The sequence below is a fragment of the Streptomyces chlorus genome (assembly GCF_042655885.1).
Lineage (GTDB): Bacteria > Actinomycetota > Actinomycetes > Streptomycetales > Streptomycetaceae > Streptomyces > Streptomyces chlorus.
The window spans coordinates 58,789-80,040 of sequence record NZ_JBHSOA010000054.1 but is presented as its reverse complement, the minus strand read 5'-3'; the positions used below and the strand labels follow the sequence as shown (position 1 = coordinate 80,040).

Annotated in this window: 20 protein-coding genes and 1 pseudogene; 13 read left to right on the top strand and 8 right to left on the bottom strand. The window is 71.2% G+C overall.

From position 1 onward, the window contains the following. Positions 1–16: 16 nt before the first annotated feature. A complete protein-coding gene (locus ACFPZI_RS25160) occupies positions 17–1,168 on the top strand; it encodes a DUF2786 domain-containing protein (protein ID WP_381367134.1) in 1,152 nt (383 codons plus the stop codon). 216 nt (positions 1,169–1,384) lie between these two features. On the opposite strand, the gene ACFPZI_RS25155 is transcribed toward ACFPZI_RS25160, so the two are convergent. Both ACFPZI_RS25155 and ACFPZI_RS25150 read right to left on the bottom strand, forming a co-directional pair. Continuing rightward, complete coding sequence (locus tag ACFPZI_RS25155; protein ID WP_381367131.1) at positions 1,385–1,918, bottom strand: DUF4232 domain-containing protein; 534 nt, start codon at positions 1,916–1,918, stop codon at positions 1,385–1,387. 102 nt (positions 1,919–2,020) lie between these two features. Next, positions 2,021–2,575, bottom strand: coding sequence for a hypothetical protein (locus tag ACFPZI_RS25150; protein WP_381367129.1), 555 nt, complete (start codon positions 2,573–2,575; stop codon positions 2,021–2,023). 624 nt (positions 2,576–3,199) lie between these two features. On the opposite strand from ACFPZI_RS25150, the gene ACFPZI_RS25145 reads away from it, so the two are divergent. Then, positions 3,200–3,499 (top strand): DUF397 domain-containing protein, encoded by a 300-nt coding sequence (locus ACFPZI_RS25145; protein ID WP_381367126.1) that lies wholly within the window; start codon positions 3,200–3,202, stop codon positions 3,497–3,499. 108 nt (positions 3,500–3,607) lie between these two features. Here the strand turns inward: ACFPZI_RS25145 and ACFPZI_RS25140 are convergent, their stop codons facing one another. Then, positions 3,608–4,087 (bottom strand): ATP-binding protein, encoded by a 480-nt coding sequence (locus ACFPZI_RS25140; RefSeq protein ID WP_381367123.1) that lies wholly within the window; start codon positions 4,085–4,087, stop codon positions 3,608–3,610. A gap of 364 nt (positions 4,088–4,451) precedes the next feature. On the opposite strand from ACFPZI_RS25140, the gene ACFPZI_RS25135 reads away from it, so the two are divergent. The 5 genes and pseudogenes from ACFPZI_RS25135 to ACFPZI_RS25115 all read left to right on the top strand — a co-directional run. Further along, on the top strand, positions 4,452–5,276 hold the full coding sequence (locus tag ACFPZI_RS25135) for a helix-turn-helix domain-containing protein (protein WP_381367187.1): 825 nt from the start codon (positions 4,452–4,454) through the stop codon (positions 5,274–5,276). Between the two features lie 174 nt (positions 5,277–5,450). Continuing rightward, a complete protein-coding gene (locus ACFPZI_RS25130; RefSeq protein ID WP_381367120.1) occupies positions 5,451–6,911 on the top strand; it encodes an aldehyde dehydrogenase family protein in 1,461 nt (486 codons plus the stop codon). Positions 6,912–7,035: 124 nt separating this feature from the next. Continuing rightward, on the top strand, positions 7,036–7,584 hold the full coding sequence (locus ACFPZI_RS25125) for a DinB family protein (protein ID WP_381367117.1): 549 nt from the start codon (positions 7,036–7,038) through the stop codon (positions 7,582–7,584). Between the two features lie 25 nt (positions 7,585–7,609). Beyond that, a complete protein-coding gene (locus tag ACFPZI_RS25120; protein WP_381367114.1) occupies positions 7,610–8,251 on the top strand; it encodes a PadR family transcriptional regulator in 642 nt (213 codons plus the stop codon). Between the two features lie 89 nt (positions 8,252–8,340). Further along, positions 8,341–8,558, top strand: a pseudogene (locus ACFPZI_RS25115) (ABC transporter permease); the annotation flags it as partial. A gap of 65 nt (positions 8,559–8,623) precedes the next feature. Here the strand turns inward: ACFPZI_RS25115 and ACFPZI_RS25110 are convergent. Together ACFPZI_RS25110 and ACFPZI_RS25105 are read right to left on the bottom strand one after the other, a co-directional pair. Next, positions 8,624–10,033, bottom strand: a complete 1,410-nt coding sequence (locus tag ACFPZI_RS25110; RefSeq protein ID WP_381367111.1) for a glutamate decarboxylase — start codon at positions 10,031–10,033, stop codon at positions 8,624–8,626. A gap of 53 nt (positions 10,034–10,086) precedes the next feature. Further along, on the bottom strand, positions 10,087–11,373 hold the full coding sequence (locus tag ACFPZI_RS25105; protein WP_381367109.1) for an ion channel protein: 1,287 nt from the start codon (positions 11,371–11,373) through the stop codon (positions 10,087–10,089). Positions 11,374–11,520: 147 nt separating this feature from the next. Here ACFPZI_RS25105 and ACFPZI_RS25100 point away from each other — a divergent pair, with 147 nt between their 5' ends. After that, the gene (locus ACFPZI_RS25100; protein WP_381367106.1) at positions 11,521–12,291 is read left to right on the top strand and encodes a MerR family transcriptional regulator; all 771 of its coding nucleotides are present in this window, start codon (positions 11,521–11,523) and stop codon (positions 12,289–12,291) included. A 62-nt stretch (positions 12,292–12,353) separates the two neighbouring features. Here ACFPZI_RS25100 and ACFPZI_RS25095 read toward each other — a convergent pair whose 3' ends face one another. Continuing rightward, entirely contained in the window at positions 12,354–12,719 is a 366-nt protein-coding gene (locus ACFPZI_RS25095; protein WP_381367103.1) for a YbjQ family protein, read from the bottom strand. 134 nt (positions 12,720–12,853) lie between these two features. Here ACFPZI_RS25095 and ACFPZI_RS25090 point away from each other — a divergent pair, with 134 nt between their 5' ends. After that, on the top strand, positions 12,854–13,837 hold the full coding sequence (locus tag ACFPZI_RS25090; RefSeq protein WP_381367100.1) for a DedA family protein: 984 nt from the start codon (positions 12,854–12,856) through the stop codon (positions 13,835–13,837). Between the two features lie 84 nt (positions 13,838–13,921). On the opposite strand, the gene ACFPZI_RS25085 is transcribed toward ACFPZI_RS25090, so the two are convergent. Continuing rightward, positions 13,922–15,628 carry a threonine/serine exporter family protein gene (locus ACFPZI_RS25085; RefSeq protein WP_381367098.1) on the bottom strand — a complete coding sequence of 569 codons (1,707 nt, stop codon included), beginning with the start codon at positions 15,626–15,628 and terminating at the stop codon, positions 13,922–13,924. A 165-nt stretch (positions 15,629–15,793) separates the two neighbouring features. Further along, the gene (locus tag ACFPZI_RS25080; protein ID WP_042174359.1) at positions 15,794–16,285 is read right to left on the bottom strand and encodes an inorganic diphosphatase; all 492 of its coding nucleotides are present in this window, start codon (positions 16,283–16,285) and stop codon (positions 15,794–15,796) included. Between the two features lie 79 nt (positions 16,286–16,364). Here ACFPZI_RS25080 and dacB point away from each other — a divergent pair, with 79 nt between their 5' ends. The 4 genes from dacB to hpt all read left to right on the top strand — a co-directional run bounded on the left by dacB (position 16,365) and on the right by hpt (position 21,182). After that, positions 16,365–17,999 carry a D-alanyl-D-alanine carboxypeptidase/D-alanyl-D-alanine endopeptidase gene (gene dacB / locus ACFPZI_RS25075; protein WP_381367095.1) on the top strand — a complete coding sequence of 545 codons (1,635 nt, stop codon included), beginning with the start codon at positions 16,365–16,367 and terminating at the stop codon, positions 17,997–17,999. A gap of 67 nt (positions 18,000–18,066) precedes the next feature. Continuing rightward, positions 18,067–19,212 carry a zinc-dependent metalloprotease gene (locus ACFPZI_RS25070; RefSeq protein WP_381367092.1) on the top strand — a complete coding sequence of 382 codons (1,146 nt, stop codon included), beginning with the start codon at positions 18,067–18,069 and terminating at the stop codon, positions 19,210–19,212. Between the two features lie 274 nt (positions 19,213–19,486). Further along, positions 19,487–20,560, top strand: a complete 1,074-nt coding sequence (gene tilS / locus ACFPZI_RS25065) for a tRNA lysidine(34) synthetase TilS (protein WP_381367089.1) — start codon at positions 19,487–19,489, stop codon at positions 20,558–20,560. Between the two features lie 82 nt (positions 20,561–20,642). Further along, complete coding sequence (gene hpt, locus ACFPZI_RS25060) at positions 20,643–21,182, top strand: hypoxanthine phosphoribosyltransferase (protein WP_381367087.1); 540 nt, start codon at positions 20,643–20,645, stop codon at positions 21,180–21,182. Positions 21,183–21,252 lie beyond the last annotated feature (70 nt).

Here is a 21,252-nt window from a genome sequence, read left to right as displayed (position 1 = left end):
ATGGCACGATCGGCCCGTGAGTACGTCCAGCACCGTCGACCGCGCCTTCCGGGCCGCCCTGTACGCCACCACCGACGACGCCCTCGACGCCGGCGCGTCCCTGCTCGCCGTCGACCCGGCGGCGGACGCCGAACTCGCCCGACGGGGCGAGGAGTTCGTGGCGACCGCCTGGCGGCGCGGCTGGCAGCCCGCCGATGTCGTACGGATCGTCCGGCGCGAACTGGAGGACGTGCACCTACGGCTCGTCACGGGGCTGATCCACGCGCAGGCGCCGCACGACCGGCCCCGAGGGCCCCGCTGGACCGCCCAGCTCGACGCCCTCGGCGAACCCGGCACCGCGCCCCCGCCCCGCACCGATCGCTTCTCGCACGCCACGGCCGTACTGGAGCTGTACCGGCTGCTGCTGCGCCTGCCCGCGCTCGAACCCCTCGACGAGGCGGCGGCCGAGGCCGCCGGCGCGGCGGGTCCGGACGCGCGGGACCGGCGTCCGGAGTCCCGCATGCTCGGCCGCATCCGCGCGCTGCTGGCCAAGGCAGAGGCGACCGGATTCCCGGAGGAGGCGGAGGCACTCACCGCCAAGGCGCAGGAACTGATGGCGCGGCACAGCGTCGACGAGGCCCTGCTCGCGGTACGGGCGCACGCGGCGACGGTACCGGGCGCGTGCCGGATCGGGGTGGAAGCGCCGTACGAGCAGACCAAGGCCGTCCTGCTCGACGAGATCGCCGACGCGAACCACTGCCGGGCCGTGTGGAACGAGCCCCTCGGCTTCTCCACCGTGGTCGGCTTCGACGCCGACCTGGAAGCGGTCGAACTTCTCTACACCTCACTGCTCGTGCAGGCCGGTACGGCCATGACGAAGGCGGAGGCGGCCCAGAAGAGGGTTGGACGCAAGCGGACCAAGACCTTCCGGCAGTCCTTCCTCGCGGCCTACGCCCACCGTGTGGGCGCACGCCTCGCGGCTGCCGCCGAAGGCCGGACGAGCGGATTGAGCGACGACCTGCTCCCGGTGCTCGCCTCCCGCGACGTCGCGGTCACCGAACGGCTGGACCGCCTGTTCCCGGAGACGACGACCACCCGGCTGCGCGGGGTGAGTGACGTGGCGGGCTGGGAGGAAGGCGCGCGGGCGGCGGACAACGCCCAGGTCGAAGCCCGCCGACGGCTCGGCTGAACCGGAGTCCGCGCCCTGCGACACCCCGCGACCCCGCGTGGTCCGGAGCCCGCGCGGGTGGTGGGTCGAGGATCACCCGGCCCCGCGCGGGGGTGGGTTGGGATCGCACCCCGCGCGGGGGCAGGCTGTGGGGCGTGGGCCGTCCTGCCCGGAGGCCGGCAGTCCGCTCGGCCACACGTCCGCCGGTCAGTCGCTCGGCCGCCGCCCGTCCGCCGGTCAGTCGCCCGTCCGCTGGAAGGCGCCCACGGAGGCGTCGGCCGCGTCCTCGGTCCCTTCCTTGACCGCCACCGGGCCGTACGACCAGGGGAAGTCCTGGGTGGCGGAGTCGCCGGGGAGGCCGATCTGCAGGGTCTTGGCGTCCAGGCTCTCGCCCGCGCCCTCCGGCCCGCGTACATAGGTGATCGTGAAGGAGACCGATTCGCCCTCGGCCAGGGTCAGCTTCTGCGCCGTCGCGCCCTCGACCGGGGCCAGCGCGACGAGCTCGCCCCCGGCCACCAGGCCCGCCTCGGGGAAGCCGTCCAGGACGCAGGCGGCACCCTGGTTGACGAGGTTCACAGGGACCTCGCCGGTGTCACCGGCGGCCGGGGCCTCGCTCGCGGGGCCGGCCTCCATGCTCACCGTCGCGCTCGAACAGGCCTTGCTCTCCTGCTTCGCGTCGTCCTTCGCCCCGTCACCACCGCCCTCGCCGCCGCAGGCGGTCAGCAGGAGGAGGGCGGTGACAGCGGTGACGGTGATCGGCGTGGCGCGCATGAGGATTCCCCTGGGGTTGTGGAGCAGCCCACAGATCATCACACCCTGGGGGCCCCACTTCGTGCATTCGGAGGGCCGGTGCCCTCACGGCAGGAGCAGGTTCTACGACCCCGGCCCCGCGGTCGGAAGACCCGACGGCAGCCGGCTGCCCTCGGCCTTCGTGTACGTCTCGGTGCCGAGGGAGCCCTCCCAGGTGACTTTCAGGGTGGCCCCGCTCACCGAGTCGACCGTGCCGCTCGCCCGGTCCTCGTTGCCGTTCGCGCACTTGAGGCTGATCGTCGAGGTTCCGGCATCCTCCTGTGCGGTGCCACTGCACACGGTGCCGCCCGTGGCGAAGAGGGCCGCCTGCTCACCGGTGAACATCAGCGCCACGGCCTTGCCGTCGGCCGTGGTGAGCCAGCTGCCCTCCAGCTCGCCCGCCGGGGCACTGCTCGTGTCCGAACCGCCCGTCTCGTCCGTCTCGCCGGTGCCGCCGTCGGGATCGGTGGTGGCCGAGGTGGACGGCTCGGCGGACGGCGTGGAGTCGTCGCCGGAGTCGCTGTCGCTGCTGCACCCGGTGAGGACGAGCGCGCCGGCCAGGCCTGTGGCCGCGACCGCGAGCCGCACGCGCCGGCGTGACACGGCGCGCCAGGAGCGCGACGCGGACGAGGTAGTCACCGAAGCTCCCACCGAAGCCCCGACCGAAGGCGCATCCGAAGCTGCACTCCGAGGCGCCTCCGAAACCGGCCTCGAAGCCGCTCCCGAGCCCGCCGGCATCCCCGTACTGCCCTGATCCACCAATGTCACCGCAAGCCCCCTGCCTGTAGCCGGCCACGTCGGCCGGAACGACCGCAGACAGCTAACAGGACGTACCCGGCACCCCACCAGCCCCGGTGACCCACCTCGCACCGCACCGTCACCGCGCGGTGACGGGGACCGCACGGTGGCGAGGACGGCACCCGCCGCACTACCGCAGCGGCAGCTCGCGCGGATGGTCAGGAAGGCTCGGAAGACGGCCCTACCTCCCTATAAGAACTGTTAGTTGACGAAGGAAAGAGACCGCTTGCGGGACTAATGAGGGCGCGGAAGGACACACGAAGGCAGTGAGGGAACATGAGGGCCCCCGTATGCGTCTCAACCCACACGGGGTTCCGCAGGCCGGGCCGCAGGGCTGTAACTGCGGGAACACCCCGCGTGCACGTGCATCTGCCCATGCGTTTGCACTTGAACAAAGCTATGATCCGGGTCAGTTGACCACTGCATCAATGGCCACACCAGCCAGTGCACAACGGGGAGCGACCTGTGGACCACGACGTGTACGACGGTGATGTGTACGACGGCGACGTGTATGGCGGTGCCGGCGCGCCCCGTGTGTTCAACGGCATGGCGGCCGCCGGGCTGAACGGCGTGGCCTGGCAGAAGAGCCGGCACAGCAACTCGCAGGGTTCCTGCGTCGAGTTCGCCCGGCTGCCGGGCGGCGAGGTGGCGGTGCGCAACTCCCGCTTTCCCGAGGGGCCGGCGCTCGTCTACACCCGGGCGGAGATCGAGGCGATGCTCCTCGGCGTCAAGGACGGCGAGTTCGACCACTTGGTCGTCGGCTGACGAAGGCGCCCGCCGCATCGGCCTCGCCCGCCGCGCAGGCTTCGCTCGACGGCCCCCGCGTCCTGCGCGACGCGCGTAGAAACGTGGCGTTCCAAGGCGCCGCGTTCGTCATTCGCCGCCGGGAGGCCGCAGCAGGAACAGCGCCCAGACCACCTTGCCGCGCCCGCTCCGCATCGGCTGCCAGCCCCAGCTGTCGCTGAACGACTCGACCAGGAGCAGCCCGCGGCCCGACTCCGCGGAGAAGTCGTCCGCGTCGCGGGTGGCGGGACTGTCGTGGCTCGGGTCGCGCACCGCGCACACCAGCCGTCCGGTCCACCGCATCAGATGCAGCCGCACCGGAGCTTCCTGTCCCGTCAGCCGCGGCGCGCAGGCCTGCAGGCCGTGCCGCAGGGCGTTGGTGACCAGCTCGGAGACGACCAGGCACACGTCGTCGAAGCGGTCGTCCAGGTCCCACTGCTCGCAGGTCTTCCGGGTGAACTGCCGCGCCTCACGGACCGCTTCGTAGCGGGCGGGGAGGGAACAGGAGGCGGCGTCGGAGACGGCCGCGGGGTCCAGCGGCGGAAGGCCCTGCCGTAACGGCTCGAGCATGGTCGATCCATTCGTCCCCATGCGAGGCACTCCCGGGATTCGCGGTCGTAGCGATGCGGCGGTGGTGCGGAGGCCATGGTTTCGGATGCGTACGGCAGATGCAAGGGCAGATGCACGTGCAGTTGACCGAAATGAGCCCTGCCGTACCGCTTGTTGGTTAATTTTTCCGCCATATTCATGTCCCTCCTGTCACTTCCGTGGCCTGCTCTCTGCTCCTCCCTGCTCGAAACCTCCGCCCTGATTCCATTTCCGTAACCGGGCGAGTACTGCTCGGAGTGTTTTAGTGGCAGACTTCGGCCCCTGGCAGACGTTGGGGAGGCTGGCGAACGTGAGCGCGGGAGAGCCGGGATCGGTGGTGCGGCGCATGCTGCTCGGATCACAACTCAGGCGACTGCGTGAGGCTCGGGGGATCACGCGCGAGGCGGCGGGCTATTCGATCCGCGCCTCCGAATCGAAGATCAGCCGGATGGAGTTGGGCCGGGTGAGCTTCAAGACCAGGGATGTCGAGGACCTGCTGACGCTGTACGGCATCGGGGACGAGCAGGAGCGCGCCTCACTGCTCTCCCTGGCCAAGGAGGCCAATGTCGCGGGCTGGTGGCACAGTTACTCGGACGTGCTGCCCAGCTGGTTCCCCACCTATGTGGGCCTCGAGGGTGCCGCCGCGCTGATCAGGGCGTACGAAGTGCAGTTCGTGCACGGTCTGTTGCAGACCGAGGAGTACGCGCGCGCGGTGGTCCGGCGCGGCATGCAGGGCGCGAGCGAGGCCGACGTCGAACGACGGGTGGCGCTGCGCCTGGAGCGGCAGAAGTACCTGGTCGCGGAGAACGTCCCCGAGTTCCACGTCGTGCTCGACGAGGCCGCGCTGCGCCGGCCGTACGGCGACCGCGAGGTGATGAAGGGGCAGCTCCAGCATCTGATCGAGATCTCCGAACGGCCCAACATCCGGCTGCAGGTCATGCCGTTCGGGCTCGGCGGCCACTCCGGCGAGTCCGGCGCGTTCACCATCCTCAGCTTCCCCGAGTCCGACCTTTCGGACGTCGTGTACATGGAGCAGCTGACGAGCGCGCTGTACCTCGACAAGGCCGAGGACGTCGCCCAGTACGAGAAGGCGCTCAAGGAGCTCCAGCAGGACAGCCCGGGTCCTTCGGAGAGCCGGGACCTTCTGCGAGGTCTCCTCCAACTCTCCTGAAACACAAGTACGATGACGATCGATCAGGCGCGCGCGGGACGGACCGACACCGGGCCGTGCGGCCGAACCGATCGCACGACCGGCCGCATGCCGATCGCCCGGCCGGTCGGGCTGTGAGGCCGATGTGGGGCGGGCCCGCTTCGGCAGCGAGGGATTGAGGGGTTGAGGGATCACATGTCGTCGTACTTCACCGACCTGGCCCAGCAGTACATCGACGGCGAGTGGCGTCCGGGCACCGGCTCCTGGGACATCATCGACTTCAACCCGTACGACGACGAGAAACTGGCGTCGATCACGATAGCCACCGTCGACGAGGTCGACGAGGCCTACCGTGCGGCGGCCCGCGTGCAGAAGCAGTGGGCGGCGACCAACCCGTACGCGCGCCGCGCGGTGCTGGAGAAGGCGCTCGAGCTGGTCGAGGAGCGCGAGGACGAGATCACCGAGGCGATCATCGCCGAACTCGGCGGCACGCGCCTGAAGGCGGCCTTCGAGCTCCACCTCGCCAAGGAGTTCCTGCGCGAGTCGGTGCACCTGGCGCTGCGCCCCGAGGGCCGGATCATCCCCTCGCCGGTGGACGGCAAGGAGAACCGCGTCTACCGCGTGCCCGTCGGCGTCGTCGGCGTGATCAGCCCGTTCAACTTCCCCTTCCTGCTGTCGCTGAAGTCGGTCGCCCCGGCGCTCGCGCTCGGCAACGGCGTGGTGCTCAAGCCGCACCAGAACACCCCCATCGTCGGCGGGACGCTGATCGCGAAGATCTTCGAGGACGCGGGCCTGCCCGGCGGCCTGCTGAACGTCGTCATCACGGACATCGCGGAGATCGGCGACGCCTTCCTCGAGCACCCGGTCCCGAAGGTCATCTCCTTCACCGGCTCCGACGCGGTCGGCCGCCACGTGGCCACCGTCTGCGCACGCCTCTTCAAGCGCTCGATCCTCGAACTCGGCGGCAACAGCGCGCTGGTGGTCCTCGACGACGCCGATGTCGACTACGCGGTCGACGCGGCCGTGTTCAGCCGGTACGTCCACCAGGGCCAGGTCTGCATGGCCGCCAACCGGGTGCTGGTGGACCGCTCGGTGGCCGACGAGTTCACCGAGAAGTTCGTCACCAAGGTCAAGTCCCTCAAGGCCGGCGACCCGCGCGACCCCGGGACCGTCATCGGCCCGGTGATCAACTCCCAGCAGGCGGACTCGCTGGCCGGTGTCGTGGAGCAGGCCCTCGCCGAGGGCGCTACCGCCCTGGTGCGCGGCGCCCGGACCGACAACCTGGTCGAGCCGTCCGTCCTGACCGGCCTCCCCGCCGACTCCGCCCTGCTCCGGCAGGAGGTCTTCGGCCCGGTCGCCTTCCTCGTCCCGTTCGACGGCGAGGAGGAGGCCGTACGCCTCGTCAACGACACCCCGTACGGGCTGAGCGGCGCGGTGCACACCGGGGACATCGAGCGCGGGGTCAACTTCGCCAAGCAGATCGACACCGGCATGTTCCACGTGAACGACGGCACCGTGCACGACGAGCCGATCGTCCCCTTCGGCGGCGAGAAGAACTCCGGCAACGGCCGGCTGAACGGCGAGGCGATGCTGGACGCCTTCACCACGATGAAGTGGATCTCGGTGCAGCACGGCCGCAGCGGGTTCCCCTTCTGAGCCGCCCCTTCTGACTCGCTCTTCCTCCCCGGGCCCTTGCGGACAGCACCTGACCGCAAGGGCCCGTAGCGTCGTCGGTGTCAGGGAAACCGGGGCGAAGCCTCACCGACGAAAGGCGGCCGTCATGGTCACTCACGTTCCCGCGGAGACTCAGGGCGACGAGCGCGGGGCGCTGCTGGCGTTCATCGAGGAGCAGCGCGGGGGCATCCGCCGGTCGGTGCTCGGCCTCACCGACGAGCAGGCCGCGTCGCGGCCCAGCGCCAGTGAGCTGTCCCTGGCCGGGTTGCTCAAGCATGTCGCCGAGATCGAGCAGGTCTGGATCGCCCGCGCCAAGGGCGAGCCGCCGGCCGTCCACCGGGACGAGTCGAACTGGCACGAGTGCTTCCGGCTGGTCGGCGAGGAGACCGTGGAGTCGTACCTCGCGTACTACGAGAAGGTGGCCACCGAGACGGAGTCGTTCATCCGCGCGGTGCCCAGCCTCGACGACACCTTCCTGCTGGCGAAGACGTCCTGGAACCCGCAGGACGAGTGGCTCTCGATGCGCTGGCTGTGTCTCCATCTGATCCGCGAGACCGCCCGGCACGCCGGCCACGCCGACATCCTCCGCGAGTCCCTGGACGGCGCCACCGCCTTCGAGCTGGTCGCGAAGGAGCAGGGCAGCTCCTGGGAGTGACCGCCCGCGGCCTACGCTGGAGCCCATGTCAGCGATCCGTCTCCTCGTGCTCGGCGCGGTGCGCCAGCACGGGCGGGCCCACGGCTACCAGGTGCGCAACGACCTGGAGTTCTGGGGCGCGCACGAGTGGTCCAACGCCAAGCCCGGCTCGATCTACCACGCCCTGAAACAGATGGCGAAGCAAGGGCTGCTGCACGCGCACGAGATCGCGCCTTCGACGGCCGGCGGCCCGCCGCGCACCGAGTACGAGATCACGGCGGCGGGGAACGAGGCGTACTACACGCTGCTGCGCGAGGCCCTTGTCGCCTACGACCAGAAGATGGACGTGAAGTCGGCGGCCATCGGCTTCGTCGTCGACCTGCCGAGGCAGGAGGCGGTGGCGCTGCTGAAGGAGCGGATCCGGCGCATCGAGGAGTGGCGGGCCGCGGTCACCGAGCACTACGTGCCCGAGGGCGGCCCCGAGCCGCTGGGCCACATCGGCGAGATCATGAACCTGTGGGTGCACACGGCCGACGCGGAGGCCGAGTGGACCAGGGGCCTGATCGGACGGATCGAGGCCGGCTCCTACACCTTCGCCGGGGAGGGCGATCCGTTCGTCGGCATCCTGGCCGAGGACCAGGAGAACCCGTACGCGACGGGGGAGTACCACCCGGGGGACAAGCGCTGAGGCACCGGCAGGCTGGTCGGACGTCGGCCTCCGTGCGTTTCCTGGGCCGGCACGCGACGCTCGACGAGGAACTCGGCGGCCGGCAGAACCTCGAACTCGCCTTCGCGGCGCCCGAGTCCATGCCGGACTGGCTCGGCACGGTCGTCCCATGGAACCCGATGTCGCAGACGGCCACGGCCGTACGCGACCTCTTCGGCAGCCCCGGCGGGGAGCCGGGACACGTGTGGGCCGCCGTCACCTGGCCCCTGGCCCTGCTCGCGGTGTTCTTCCCGCTGGCGGTGTACGGAGGTTCGCGCGGCTGAGCCGTGAGCGGGACCCCGGGGCCCGGAGCCGGGTTCGCTCATCGCTGAGCGGGTCCGGAGCCGGGCCCACTCAGTGATGGAAGCCGGTGGCCGCGTTCTTGTCGCGGATGAGGGGATGCGGCTGTCGGCGCAGCTCCGGGAGGAGCCGGGCCAGGTCCTCGGCGAACAGGTCGGCGAGGTCCTCGGAGAAGCCGTTGCGGCACACCACCCGCAGCACTGACAGGTCCTCCCTGTTCGCGGGGAAGGTGTACGCGGGCACCAGCCAGCCGCTCTCCCGCATCCGCCGGGACACGTCGAAGACGTCGAACGCCGTCACCCCGGGCGCGCTCGTGAACGCGAACACCGGCAGTTCGTCGCCCCGGGTCAGCAGCCGGAAGTCGTCGAGCTCCCCGATCCGTCCGGCGAGCCCGCGGGCCACGTCCCGTGCGGCCTGCTGCACCGCGCGGTAGCCGTCGCGGCCCAGCCGCAGGAACGTGTAGTACTGCGCCACCACCTGGGCGCCCGGCCGGGAGAAGTTCAGGGCGAACGTCGGCATGTCGCCGCCCAGGTAGTTCACCCGGAAGACCAGTTCCTCGGGCAGCTCGTCCGCGTCCCGCCAGAGTGCCCAGCCGACGCCCGGGTAGACCAGCCCGTACTTGTGCCCCGAGGTGTTGATCGACGTCACGCGCGGGAGCCGGAAGTCCCACACCAGGCCCTCGTCGAGGAAGGGCGCGATCATCGCGCCGGACGCCCCGTCGACGTGCACCGGGACGTCGAGGCCGGTGCGCTCCTGGAGCTCGTCCAGCGCCGCGCACAGGTCCGAGATCGGCTCGTACGACCCGTCGAAGGTGGAGCCCATGATGCCGACGACGCCGATGGTGTTCTCGTCGCACATCTCGGCGGCGGCCCGCGGGTCGAGATGGAACCGGTCGCCCTCCATGGGTACCTGACGGGCCTCCACCTCCCAGAAGGTGCAGAACTTCTCCCAGCAGACCTGGACGTTGACACCCATGACGAGGTTCGGCCGGGCGTCCTTCGACGGGTACCGGTCGGCGTTGCGCCGCGCCCAGCGGCGCTTGAGCGCCATCCCGGCGAGCATGCACGCCTCGCTCGACCCCGTCGTCGAACAGCCCACGGTCGCCGACGGGTCGGGCGCGTGCCACAGGGCCGCGAGCATCGACACACAGCGCCGCTCCAGCTCGGCGGTGCGCGGGTACTCGTCCTTGTCGATCATGTTCTTGTCCTGACACTCCGCCATCAGGAGGCCGGCCTCCGGCTCCATCCAGGTGGTGACGAAGGTGGCCAGGTTCAGCCGTGCGTTGCCGTCCAGCATCAGCTCGTCGTGCACCAGCTGATACGCCGTCGTGGGCGCCATCGGCGCGTCGGGCATCCGGTGCTTGGGCGGCGCCTCGGTCATGTCCCCGATGGGGTTGGCCGGGCCCAGGAAGGGGTTGACGGACAAGGGGCGCTCGTCGCGCCGGGGAGCGTTGTGGAGCGGCATGGGTGCCTCCGGGGTTCGTGCGGTGGGGGATGCGGGGAACGTGGTGAGTGGGGTCATCGGATCGGGGTTCCGTCCGTCCGCAGCTGCATCCGCGGGCGCCCCGTCACCAGCAGCCAGGCCGGAAGCGACGCGACGCACAGCAGCGTGAGGATTCCCGGTGAGGCGACGAGGACCGCGGCGACGAACAGGCTCACCCAGCCCTGCCGGGTGATGGCCAGCAGCACCCCCAGCACCCCCGCCGACACGCCCACCGCCGGATGCACACCGGGCACCAGCGCGTGGGCGCACAGCCCGAGCGCGGTGCCGACGAACACAGCCGGGAAGATCCGCCCGCCCCGGAACCCGCAGGACGCGGCGACGAGCAGGGCGGCCAGCTTCACCACTGTCAGAGTCGCGAACTCGCCCGCCGACCAGCCCTCGGGGTCGGCCGCCAGCTCCGCGATCTCGTTGAGCCCCTTGAACAGCGTCAGATGCCCGCCCAGAGCCGCCAGCGCGCCCAGCACCACCCCGCCGGCCGGAAGCATCAGCATGGGATGCCGCAGCCGCCGGAAGGCCCCGTGGACGTAGGGGAAGGCGTGGACGGCGCACATGCCGAGCAGCGCGCCCACCGAGGCAACCGTGAGCGCCGACAGCAGGTCCGCCCAGCCGGGACGGCCGAACGGCGGCAGGTGCAGGTCGAAGCTCGGCTGCGATACCAGGGAGGCGGTGAGCGCACCGGCCCCCGCGGCGGCCAGCGGCGCGAAGAGGCTGTCCCAGAGCTGTCCCTTGATCCGCTGCCCCGCCAGTGCTTCGGAGATGACGAGCGCGGCGGCCACCGGTGTACCGAAGAGCGCGCCGATCGTCGCCGCCTCTGCCAACGCCACCCAGCCACGCTCCGGGGCCCGGGGGAACGCCCTGGTGCCCAGCAGGACCGCCAGGGAGACATTCACGGCGATGATCGGGTTCTCGGGCCCGAGGCTCGGTCCGCCGGCCAGCATCAGGGCGGTGGCCAGCAACAGCCCCGGCAGCACCGCGGGCGGCAGCACGGGGGCGTCGAGGCCGGTGGTCGCCGGATCGGGGCCGGCGTGGCCCGGCATCTTCCATACCACCAGACCGACCGCGATCCCGGTGGCGACGAGCATCACGAACATCCACAGCACGGAGTACCTGCCGACCCCGAGCGCGTCCGGCAGGTCCTGCCACAGCGCGTCCTGGAGCTGCTCGGCCGCCAGGCTCACGCCCACCAGCAGCAGGCTCGCCGCCACCCCCACGATCAGCGCGGGGACGACGGACGGCAGCAGGTCGCGTGCCCGGGACGCCGGGGCGGCGGAGGGTTCCTGCTGCGCGCTGTCCTGGACCACGCGCACACGATAGACGGACCAAGCGCCCAAAGCGGCATGAAACGGTCAGCTTGAAGCGGTCGGCGTGAAACGGCCGGAGGGCATCCGACTTGCACCTCACGTGGCGTGAGGACTCAGGGTGGAGTGCGTACCGAGAAGGGAGCGGAAGTGAGCTACTCCGTGGGACAGGTCGCCGGGTTCGCCGGGGTCACGGTGCGTGCCCTGCACCACTACGACGGCATCGGCCTGCTCACCCCGAGTGAGCGCAACCGCGCGGGGCACCGGCGCTACAGCGACGCCGACCTCGACCGGCTGCAGCAGATCCTGTTCTACCGGGAGCTCGGCTTCCCGCTCGACGAGGTCGCCGCCCTGCTCGACGATCAGGCCACCGGGAAAGCAGACCCGCGCGCGCACCTGCGCCGACAGCACGACCTGCTGACCGCCCGGATCGAGAGGCTGAGGAAGATGGCGGCGGCCGTGGAGCACGCCATGGAGGCACGCGACATGGGCATCGATCTCACGCCCGAGGAGAAGTTCGAGGTGTTCGGGGACTTCGACCCGGACCAGTACGAGGACGAGGTGCGGGAGCGCTGGGGCGACACCGACGCCCACCGGCAGTCCCGGCAGCGGACCGCGTCCTCCACCAAGGACGACTGGAAACGCGTCACCGAGGAGTTCGACGCCATTCACCTGCGCATGGCCGACCTGATGTCGGCCGGCGCCCCGGCCGATGCCGAGGAGGCGATGGACACGGCGGAGGAGCACCGGCTGTTCATCACACGCGCGTACTACGACTGCGGGCACGAGACGCACACCTGCCTGGGCGAGATGTACGTCGCCGACCCGCGCTTCACGCGGACGTACGAGAACATCCGTCCCGGCCTGGCGGCCTACCTGCGCGACGCGATCGTCGCCAACGCGGCTCGGCACAGCGGCTGAGCCCGGACCGCCCGGCGACCGCCCCGATCCCTTCCCGGGAACCGGGGCGGTGTACCGCGCGGTCACTCGCGTACGAGCACCACCGCGGTGCCGTACGCGCACACCTCGGTGCCCACGTCCGCAGCGTCCGTGACGTCGAAGCGGAACGCCAGCACGCCGTTGGCGCCCCGCGCGCGTGCCTGCTCGATCAGGCGCTCCATGGCCTGGTTGCGGGTCTGCACGAGCGTCTTGGTCAGCCCTTTGAGTTCGCCGCCGACCATCGACTTCAGACCCGCGCCGATCTGGCTGCCGAGGTGCCGGGACCGGACGGTCAGGCCGAAGACCTCTCCGATCACCTCCTGCACCCTGTACCCCGGGACGTCGTTCGTCGTGACCACCAGGACGTCGGTCCCGGGGCCCTGCCCACCGCCGTACTCTTCGATGTCCATGGCCCCCAGCTTCGTCGGGGAGGGGGAACGGTGCAATCCTGGGTACGCCCGTGGAACCTGGGCCGGGACGACTGCGTTGATAGTTTTGGCAGCCAGCCTCGCCCGCCCCCTCAAGCAGCAGGAGCCACACTCCCGTGACCACCCTTGCGCTCGGCCCCGAGTGGCTGAGCCCGAACTATCTGATCGAGACCTTCAGCCTCCCCGGCATCCTGCTGATCGTCTTCGCCGAGTCCGGATTCTTCGCGTTCCTGCCCGGCGACTCCCTGCTGTTCACGGCGGGCCTCTTCGTGGCCGAGGGCAGTTACATCAGCCAGCCGCTGTGGCTGGTGTGCACACTGATAGTGATCGCCGCCGTCCTGGGCGATCAAGTCGGCTACATGATCGGCAAGTTCTTCGGCCCGAAGCTCTTCAGCCGCCCCAACTCCAAGCTCTTCAAACAGGAGAACCTGGAGAAGGCCCACGAGTTCATGGAGAAGTACGGCCCCAAGGCGATCGTCCTGGCCCGCTTCGTGCCGATCGTGCGCACCTTCGCCCCCATCACGGCCGGTGCCGGCCGGATGAAGTACCGCACCTTCCTCACGTACAACCTCATCGGCGGCGTGGCCTGGGGCACGGGCGTCACACTCGCCGGCTACTGGCTCGGCCAGATCGGCTTCATCAAGAGCAACGTCGAGTCGATCCTCATCCTGATCGTTTTCCTCTCGGTGGTCCCGATCATCGTCGAGTACCTGCGGGAGCGGGCCAAGAAGAAGCGCGGCGGCGGCGAGAACCCGGACACCCCGCAGCAGGGCGAGTACGACGCGTACGACCGGCAGGCCCCCCCGTACGCCCAGCCGCCGGTCATGGACGACGCCACGACCCAGCTCCGCCGCATCACCCCGGACGGACCGCAGTCCCAGCAGTCGCACGGCAACCAGGGCTACCCGCAGCAGCAGCAGCCCTACGGCAACCAGGGCTACCAGCAGCCCCAGCAACCCCAGCAGCCCCAGAGGCCCCAGCAGCCGTACGGCAACGGCCAGGGCGGCAACGACCAGGGCGGCTACGACCAGTACTACGGGGGGCAGGGCGGCCAGGGCCCGGACCCCCGTCGGCAGCAGCCCTACAACCAGGGCTACTGAACCGCCGCACCGAACCCGTCCCCGGGGCGCGCGACACCCGCGCACCCCGGGGATTCGTGTATCCGGGGACCGGACGGTCCCGCCTCAGAAACCGCGCGTCCGCTTCGCCGCCCTGCGCTTCTCGGCGGAGCCGACCCGCAGGAAAAGCCGGGAGATCTCCGAACCGAGGTTCACCCCGATCGCGATGGCCATGGCGAGCGCCACGGCCTTCGAGAGGGACACCAGACCCGCGTCCACCTCGTTCTGGGCGATCGCCAGCAGACCGAAGTACGTGGCGGAACCGGGCAGCAGGGGCCCGATCGCCGCCGTGATGTACGGCAGCGCCGAGGCGAACCGGTACCGCGACAGCAGCTGCCCGAAGAGCCCCACCAGGCCCGCCGCCGCGGCCGTGGAGGCCACCGGGGAGATGTCGCCCGCGTAGGCCATCGCGCCGTACACCACCCAGGCGACCCCGCCGTTGAGGGTGACCAGCAGCACCGTGGACCGCTCCTGCTGGAGCAGCACCGCGAAGGCCAGCGACAGCCCGAGCGACGCGGCGATCTGCCACAGCGGGCGCTCGGTCAGGACGAGCGCCGCGTCCGGGCTCAGCCCGGCGCCCAACTGCACGCCGAAGTAGAGCACCACCAGCACCCCGATCACGATGCCCGTGAAGAAGTACAGGACCTCCAGAAGCCGCGCGGCCGCGGTGATGTAGAAGCCCGTCAGGCCGTCCTGTACGCCCGCCACCAGGGCCCGCCCCGGCAGCAGGGCGAACAGGCCACCGGTGATCACCGCGGACGCCTTCACGTCCGCGTGCGCCAGCGTCAGCGCGACGCCGATCGCGGCCGGCGGCATCGCGGCCATCGTGAACTGGTAGAACTCCGGCAGCCCCCGGTCGGCGCACTTCCACGCCAGCCGGTCGCCGAGCATCGCGCCCAGCGCCGCGGCGACGAACACCAGGACACCGCCGCCGACCAGCACCGACGCCGAGCCCGCCAGCAGTCCGCTGGCCGCGTTCAGCACCCAGGTGGGGTAGGGGTGCCGGTTGCGGCGGATCTCCGCGAGCCGCCGGTAGGACTCCTCCAGGGAGATGTGTGTCTCGTCGTCGCTGAGGTCGTCCACCAGCTGGTACACGGCCGCGAGACGGGTGTAGTCGGTGCCCCGGCGGCGCACCGTGCGCGACGCGGTCACCGGGTCCTCCACCAGCGACGGCTGGTGGGAGATCGACAGCAGGGTGAAGGTGACGGTCGGCTCGCAGTGGTCCAGGCCGTAGGAGCGGCAGACGGCGAACATCGCCCCCTCCACGTCCTCCGCGCCCTCGCCGCCCGCCAGCAGCAGCTCCCCGATACGCAGCGTCAGGTCGAGCACGCGGGGCACGGCGGGCCCGGCGTCGTCGTGCCGGTGCACCTGCTCCGGCGCCGGCCGCTCGGTCACCGGCATGCGCAGCATGGTGCGCATCCGGTCCTGCCAGGGCACGTCCCGGTGCAGGGAGACGGCCGGGGTCCCGCGCGGCGGGTTGAACGCCGGCGGAGCCTGCTTGGCGTCGTACGTGCTTGGCGGGTTGAACGCCGAGCCCTCCGTCTCGGCGGGCTGCTGCGGAGCCGCCTCCAGGCCCTGGGGCAGGGCGAAATCGGACGTCGTCTCCGACTCCGTGGGGGCTCTCTGGGCCTTTGCGAGCGCCAGCCCCTCCGGAACGGCGAACTCGGATGTCGTCGACGACTCCGTATCAGCCGTGGCCGTCCGTCCGGCCGGAGCGCTGAAGGCGCTCCTCGCCTCGTCCGACTGGGGCTTGCGGTCCTCCGCGTCCGTCACCTTCTCTGCTCCCTGTACGAGACGTCCGTTGTACCTGCACCCCCGTTTGTACCTGCACTTCCGTCGGGGCCCGGCCGGCAGCCCCAGGGCCAGTATGCGCACGGACAGCGGAACGGGCCGCACGCATATGCGTGCGGCCCGTTCCGCTGTCCGTGCGGAGGGGGCTCAGTGGCCGCCCGTCTCCTTGAAACGCTTGTAGGACCGCTCGATCTCGATCTCGGCGTCCGTCCGGCCCACCCAGTTGGCGCCCTCGACCGACTTGCCCGGCTCCAGGTCCTTGTAGACCTCGAAGAAGTGCTGGATCTCCAGACGGTCGAACTCCGACACGTGGTGGATGTCCCGCAGGTGCTCCACGCGCGGGTCCGTCGACGGGACGCACAGCAGCTTGTCGTCGCCGCCGGCCTCGTCCGTCATCCGGAACATGCCGATCGCGCGGCAGCGGATCAGACAGCCCGGGAACGTCGGCTCGTCAAGAATGACCAGCGCGTCCAGCGGGTCGCCGTCCTCGCCGAGAGTGTTCTCGACGAAGCCGTAGTCGGTCGGGTAGGCGGTCGAGGTGAAGAGTCGACGGTCCAAACGGATCCGACCCGTCTCGTGGTCCACCTCGTACTTGTTCCGCGAACCCTTCGGGATCTCGATCGTGACGTCGAACTCCACCGGTGGCTCCTCCATGATCAGCACATAGTTCTGGTGATTAAGTGTCCCTCACGCAGGTGTGTGATCGCGAAAGGGGCTGGTGGTCGTGCCAGAGCTGAGGCCTTGGCGGGCCGCGAGACCGCATGTGGCGCGGTTCGCGGACGCCGTACGACCCCGTCTGGCACGGGCCGCGGCGGCCGCTCGGCCGCGTCTGGCGCGGTTGCGGCCGAGCCGTCTCGTGAGTGTCGCCACGGCCGCCGGGCCACGGATCACGCGGTCGGTGGCCTGGCCGGGGACCTGGTCGAGGACCTGGCAGTTCACCGTGGTCGCGGCCACCGCCGGGACGGTGCTGGCCGCAGGAGCGGTGACCGCCGCCGGTCCCTGGGACTCCGCCGGTCAGCGTACGGCCGAGCAGGACCGGGCCGTGGCCATGGAGGCCACGCGTGGCGCAGATCACGGCGGCACCCGCGGCAACGCCGGTACACCGCCCCGCGGCCCCCGTACGGCCCCCAGCGCCCCCTCCGTGCTCACCGGCCTCGGCGGCAGCGCCACCACCGTGAAGTCGGCACCCGGCGGCAAGGCCCTCGTGGGCACCCTCGCCCCGCTGCTGAAGTCCCCGGCGTTCGGCGACCTCTCCGCCTCCGTGGTCGACGTGTCCACCGGCAGGAGTGTGTACGGCGACGACTCCGACGACGCCCTCACCCCTGCCTCCACCACGAAGATCGCCACCGCCGCCGCCGTCCTCACCGCGCTCGGCCCCGACCACCGCCTGACCACCCGCGCCACCTTCGAACCCGACACGAAAGAGGTCATCCTCGTCGGCGGCGGCGACCCCACCCTCACCGCCCGGAAGAAGAACCCCACCGGCTCGGCGAGCCTGCAGGACCTCGCCGGGCGCACCGCCGCCGCCCTCGCCGAACGCGGCGTGCGCGAGGTGACCCTGTCGTACGACACCACCCTCTACGCGGGCGGCGAACGGCACCCGATCGGGGTCAACCCCAACCTCGCCCTCATCACCCCCCTGATGGCCGACGAGGCCCGCGGCGACGACTCCACCAGCGGCCCCGCGACCCGCGTCGACGCCCCCGCGGCCGACGCCGCGCGCCAGTTCGGCGCGTTCCTGGAGGGCCACGGCATCAAGGCCACGCCCCCCGGCCCGTCGAAGTCCACGACCCGCGCCGGCACCCTCGCCACGGTCTCCTCGCCCCCGCTCGCCACCCTGGTCGAACGAATGCTCACCAACAGCGACAACGACCTCGCCGAGGCCCTCGCCCGCCAGACCGCGATCGCGACCGGCGGACGGGCCGACTCCGCGGGCGCCTCCGCCGCCGTCCGCGCCCAGCTCCAGAAGCTCGGGGTCCCGCTGAAGGGGGCCGCGTTCAAGGACGGCAGCGGCCTCGACCGCGACAACCGGCTCACCGCCGGCCTGCTCACCGCGCTGCTCGTCAAGTCCGGCGACCCGGCCCACCCGGAACTGCGCCCGGTCCTCACCGGCCTGCCCGTCGCCGGCTTCACCGGCACCCTCACCGGCCGCTACGCCGACGGCGCGGCCGGCGTCGTACGCGCCAAGACGGGCACCCTCACCGGCGTCAACGCCCTGGCGGGCACCGTCGTCGACCGGGAGGGCCGGCTGCTCGCCTTCGCCTTCCTGGCGACCGGCACCACCGACCCGACGGCCGCCCAGGCCGCCCTGGACAAGGCGGCCACGGCCCTGGCGGCGTGCGGCTGCCGGTGACCTCCGGCCGCCTGCCGGCTGCCTCGCCGCCCTGCCCCGTACCGCGCTCCTCACGTACCGTTGCAGCATGACGAGTTTCGGTGGTGCTGCCTCTTCCGGGATGGTCGACTGGGATCTCGCGGTCACGACCGCGACCCGGCTCATGCGGCCGGGCCCCGATGTGAGCCGTGACGAGGCCAGGGCCGTCGTCACCGAACTGCGGAAGCACGCGAAGGCGTCCGAGACGCACGTCCGGGGCTTCACCCGGCTGGGTACCGACGAGACGCACGACACCCCCGTCCTCGTCGTCGACCGTCCCGGCTGGGTCCGGGCCAACGTCGCCGGCTTCCGTGAACTGCTCAAGCCGCTCCTCGACAAGATGCAGGAGCGGCGCGGCACTTCGCCCGGCGGGGCCCTCCTCGGCACCGTCGGCGGCAAGGTCACCGGCGTCGAGGTCGGCATGCTGCTGTCCTTCCTGGCCTCCCGCGTCCTCGGCCAGTACGAGACCTTCGCCCCCGCCGCCCGCGACCTGCCGGCCGGCGGCCCGTCCGGCGCGCCGAACGGCGGGGGCAGGCTGCTGCTCGTCGCCCCCAACATCGTCCACGTGGAACGCGAACTCGACGTGGACCCGCACGACTTCCGGCTGTGGGTGTGCCTGCACGAGGAGACGCACCGCACCCAGTTCTCCGCCGTGCCCTGGCTGCGCGACCACATGCAGGGCGAGATCCAGTCGTTCCTGGGGGAGACCGACGTCGATCCCATGACCGTCCTGGAGCGGATCCGCGAGGCCGTCCAGTCCTTCGCCGGCGGCCGGCCCGAGGGCGAGGAGGACGACGGGCGCTCCCTCGTCGAACTCGTGCAGACCCCCACCCAGCGGGAGATCCTCGGCCGGCTCACGGCCGTGATGTCCCTGCTGGAGGGACACGCCGACTTCGTGATGGACGGCGTCGGGCCCGAGATCGTGCCGAGCGTCGCCGAGATCCGCGAGAAGTTCCAGCAGCGCCGCGCGAAGGGCGCCTCCCGCCTGGACCTGGCCCTGCGCAAACTGCTCGGCCTGGACGCCAAGCTCCGCCAGTACCGCGACGGCGAACGCTTCGTCCGCGCGGTGGCCGAGGAGGTCGGCATGGACGGCTTCAACCGGGTGTGGACCTCGCCCAACACCCTCCCCACCAAGGCGGAGATCGCCAAGCCCGCGGAGTGGATCACCCGCGTGCACCGCAAACCCGAGGCGTGAACCGGGCGTGCGTCGCGTGTGCACCCGAACGCCGGGCGTGCGCCGCGCGGGTACGGGACGGCACGACGCCCGGCAACGGGGTTGCGAACGGGGCTATATGGGGTGAAGTGAAGTGAATCCGGCGGACGGGCCCTCAATCACCCGTCCGAGGGACCGTGAGCGAAGAGTAGGCGTGCAATGCTCGAGGAGCGGCCCGCCTCTGTCACCATATACACACTCTGAGTGACCGATCCCGGGCTCACCCCCCCCGAAAACTTCATGAAGGGAACCGGACATGGGTCCCCATCCTGCGGTCGCGGCGATACGCCTGGTGGTCCGCCGCGTACTCCACGACATCCTCGACGAACACACCCGAAACCCCGGCGAACACAGCCGGTCCCCCGTCGGCCCCGCCGGGCCCGGCCGTATCCCCGAGGCCCCGCGCGAGCGTGAACCGGCCCCGCTCGTGCTCGTGGCCTGCTCCGGCGGCGCCGACTCCATGGCGCTCGCCTCCGCCCTCGCCTTCGAGGCCCCCCGCCTCGGCGTGCGCGCGGGCGGTGTCACCGTCGACCACGGCCTCCAGGCCGGATCCGACCTGCGGGCCGCCGAAGTGACCCTGCGCCTGCGCGGCCTGGGCCTCGACCCCGTCGAGTCCGTCGCCGTCACCGTCGGCCGCGACGGCGGTCCCGAGGCCGCCGCCCGCGACGCCCGCTATGTCGCCCTCGACGCCGCCGCCGAACGGCACGGGGCCGCCGCCGTCCTGCTCGGCCACACCCGCGACGACCAGGCCGAGACCGTCCTGCTGGGGCTCGCCCGCGGCTCCGGCATCCGCTCCCTGTCCGGAATGGCCGCGGTCTCGGGGGCCGCCGGCCGTTATCGCAGGCCCTTCCTGCGGCTCGACCGGCAGACGGCCCGCAAAGCGTGCATGGTCCAGTCCCTCCCCGTCTGGGACGACCCGCACAACACCGACCCCGCCTACACCCGGTCCCGGCTGCGCCACGAGGGTCTGCCCGCCCTGGAGAAGGCCCTCGGCAAGGGCGTGGTCGAGGCACTCGCCCGGACGGCCCAGCTCTCCCGCGACGACGCCGACGCCCTCGACGCCTGGGCCGGCCGGGCCGAGGCCGGTGTCCGCGACGCCGACGGCCGGCTGGAGTGCGCGGGGCTGCACGCCCTTCCGCCCGCCGTGCGCCGCCGTGTGCTGCGCCGCGCGGCCATCGACGCGGGAGCCCCGGCCGGTTCGCTGTTCGCTCGGCACATCGAGGAGATCGACCGGCTGATCACCGGCTGGCGCGGCCAGGGGGCCATCAATCTCCCCGGCCGGGTCGTGGTCCGTCGCCAGGGTGGCAGACTGGTGATTCGGCAAGGCTGAAAAACGTATCCTCGGCAGAGCCGCGGACGGTACGGGGCAGCCGGTGGGACGACCGAAAGTGATGCGGGTGGAAGCGAAAGACATGGGTGCCGACCTCGAGAAGGTGCTCATCACCAAGGAAGAGATCGACGCCAAGCTGGCTGAGCTGGCCGCGAAGATCGACGCGGAGTACGCGGACAAGGAACTGCTGATCGTCGGCGTCCTCAAGGGCGCGGTGATGGTCATGGCCGACCTCGCGCGGGCGCTGTCCACCCCGGTCACGATGGACTGGATGGCCGTGTCCTCGTACGGGGCGGGCACCCAGTCCTCCGGTGTGGTGCGGATCCTCAAGGACCTCGACACCGACATCAAGGGCAAGCACGTCCTGGTCGTCGAGGACATCATCGACTCCGGCCTGACCCTGTCGTGGCTGATCTCCAACCTCGGCTCGCGCGAGCCCGCCTCCCTCAAGGTGTGCACGCTGCTGCGCAAGCCCGAGGCCGCCAAGGTCAACATCGACGTGGAATGGGTCGGTTTCGACATCCCCAACGAGTTCGTCGTCGGCTACGGCCTCGACTACGCCGAGAAGTACCGCAACCTCCCGTTCGTGGGGACGCTCGCGCCTCATGTCTACGGCGGCTGAGCAACCGCGGCCGCAGCGCCGTATGTGATCGGGAACCCCGGCGGCGTCCGCGCCGTTGGAGCATGCGTGG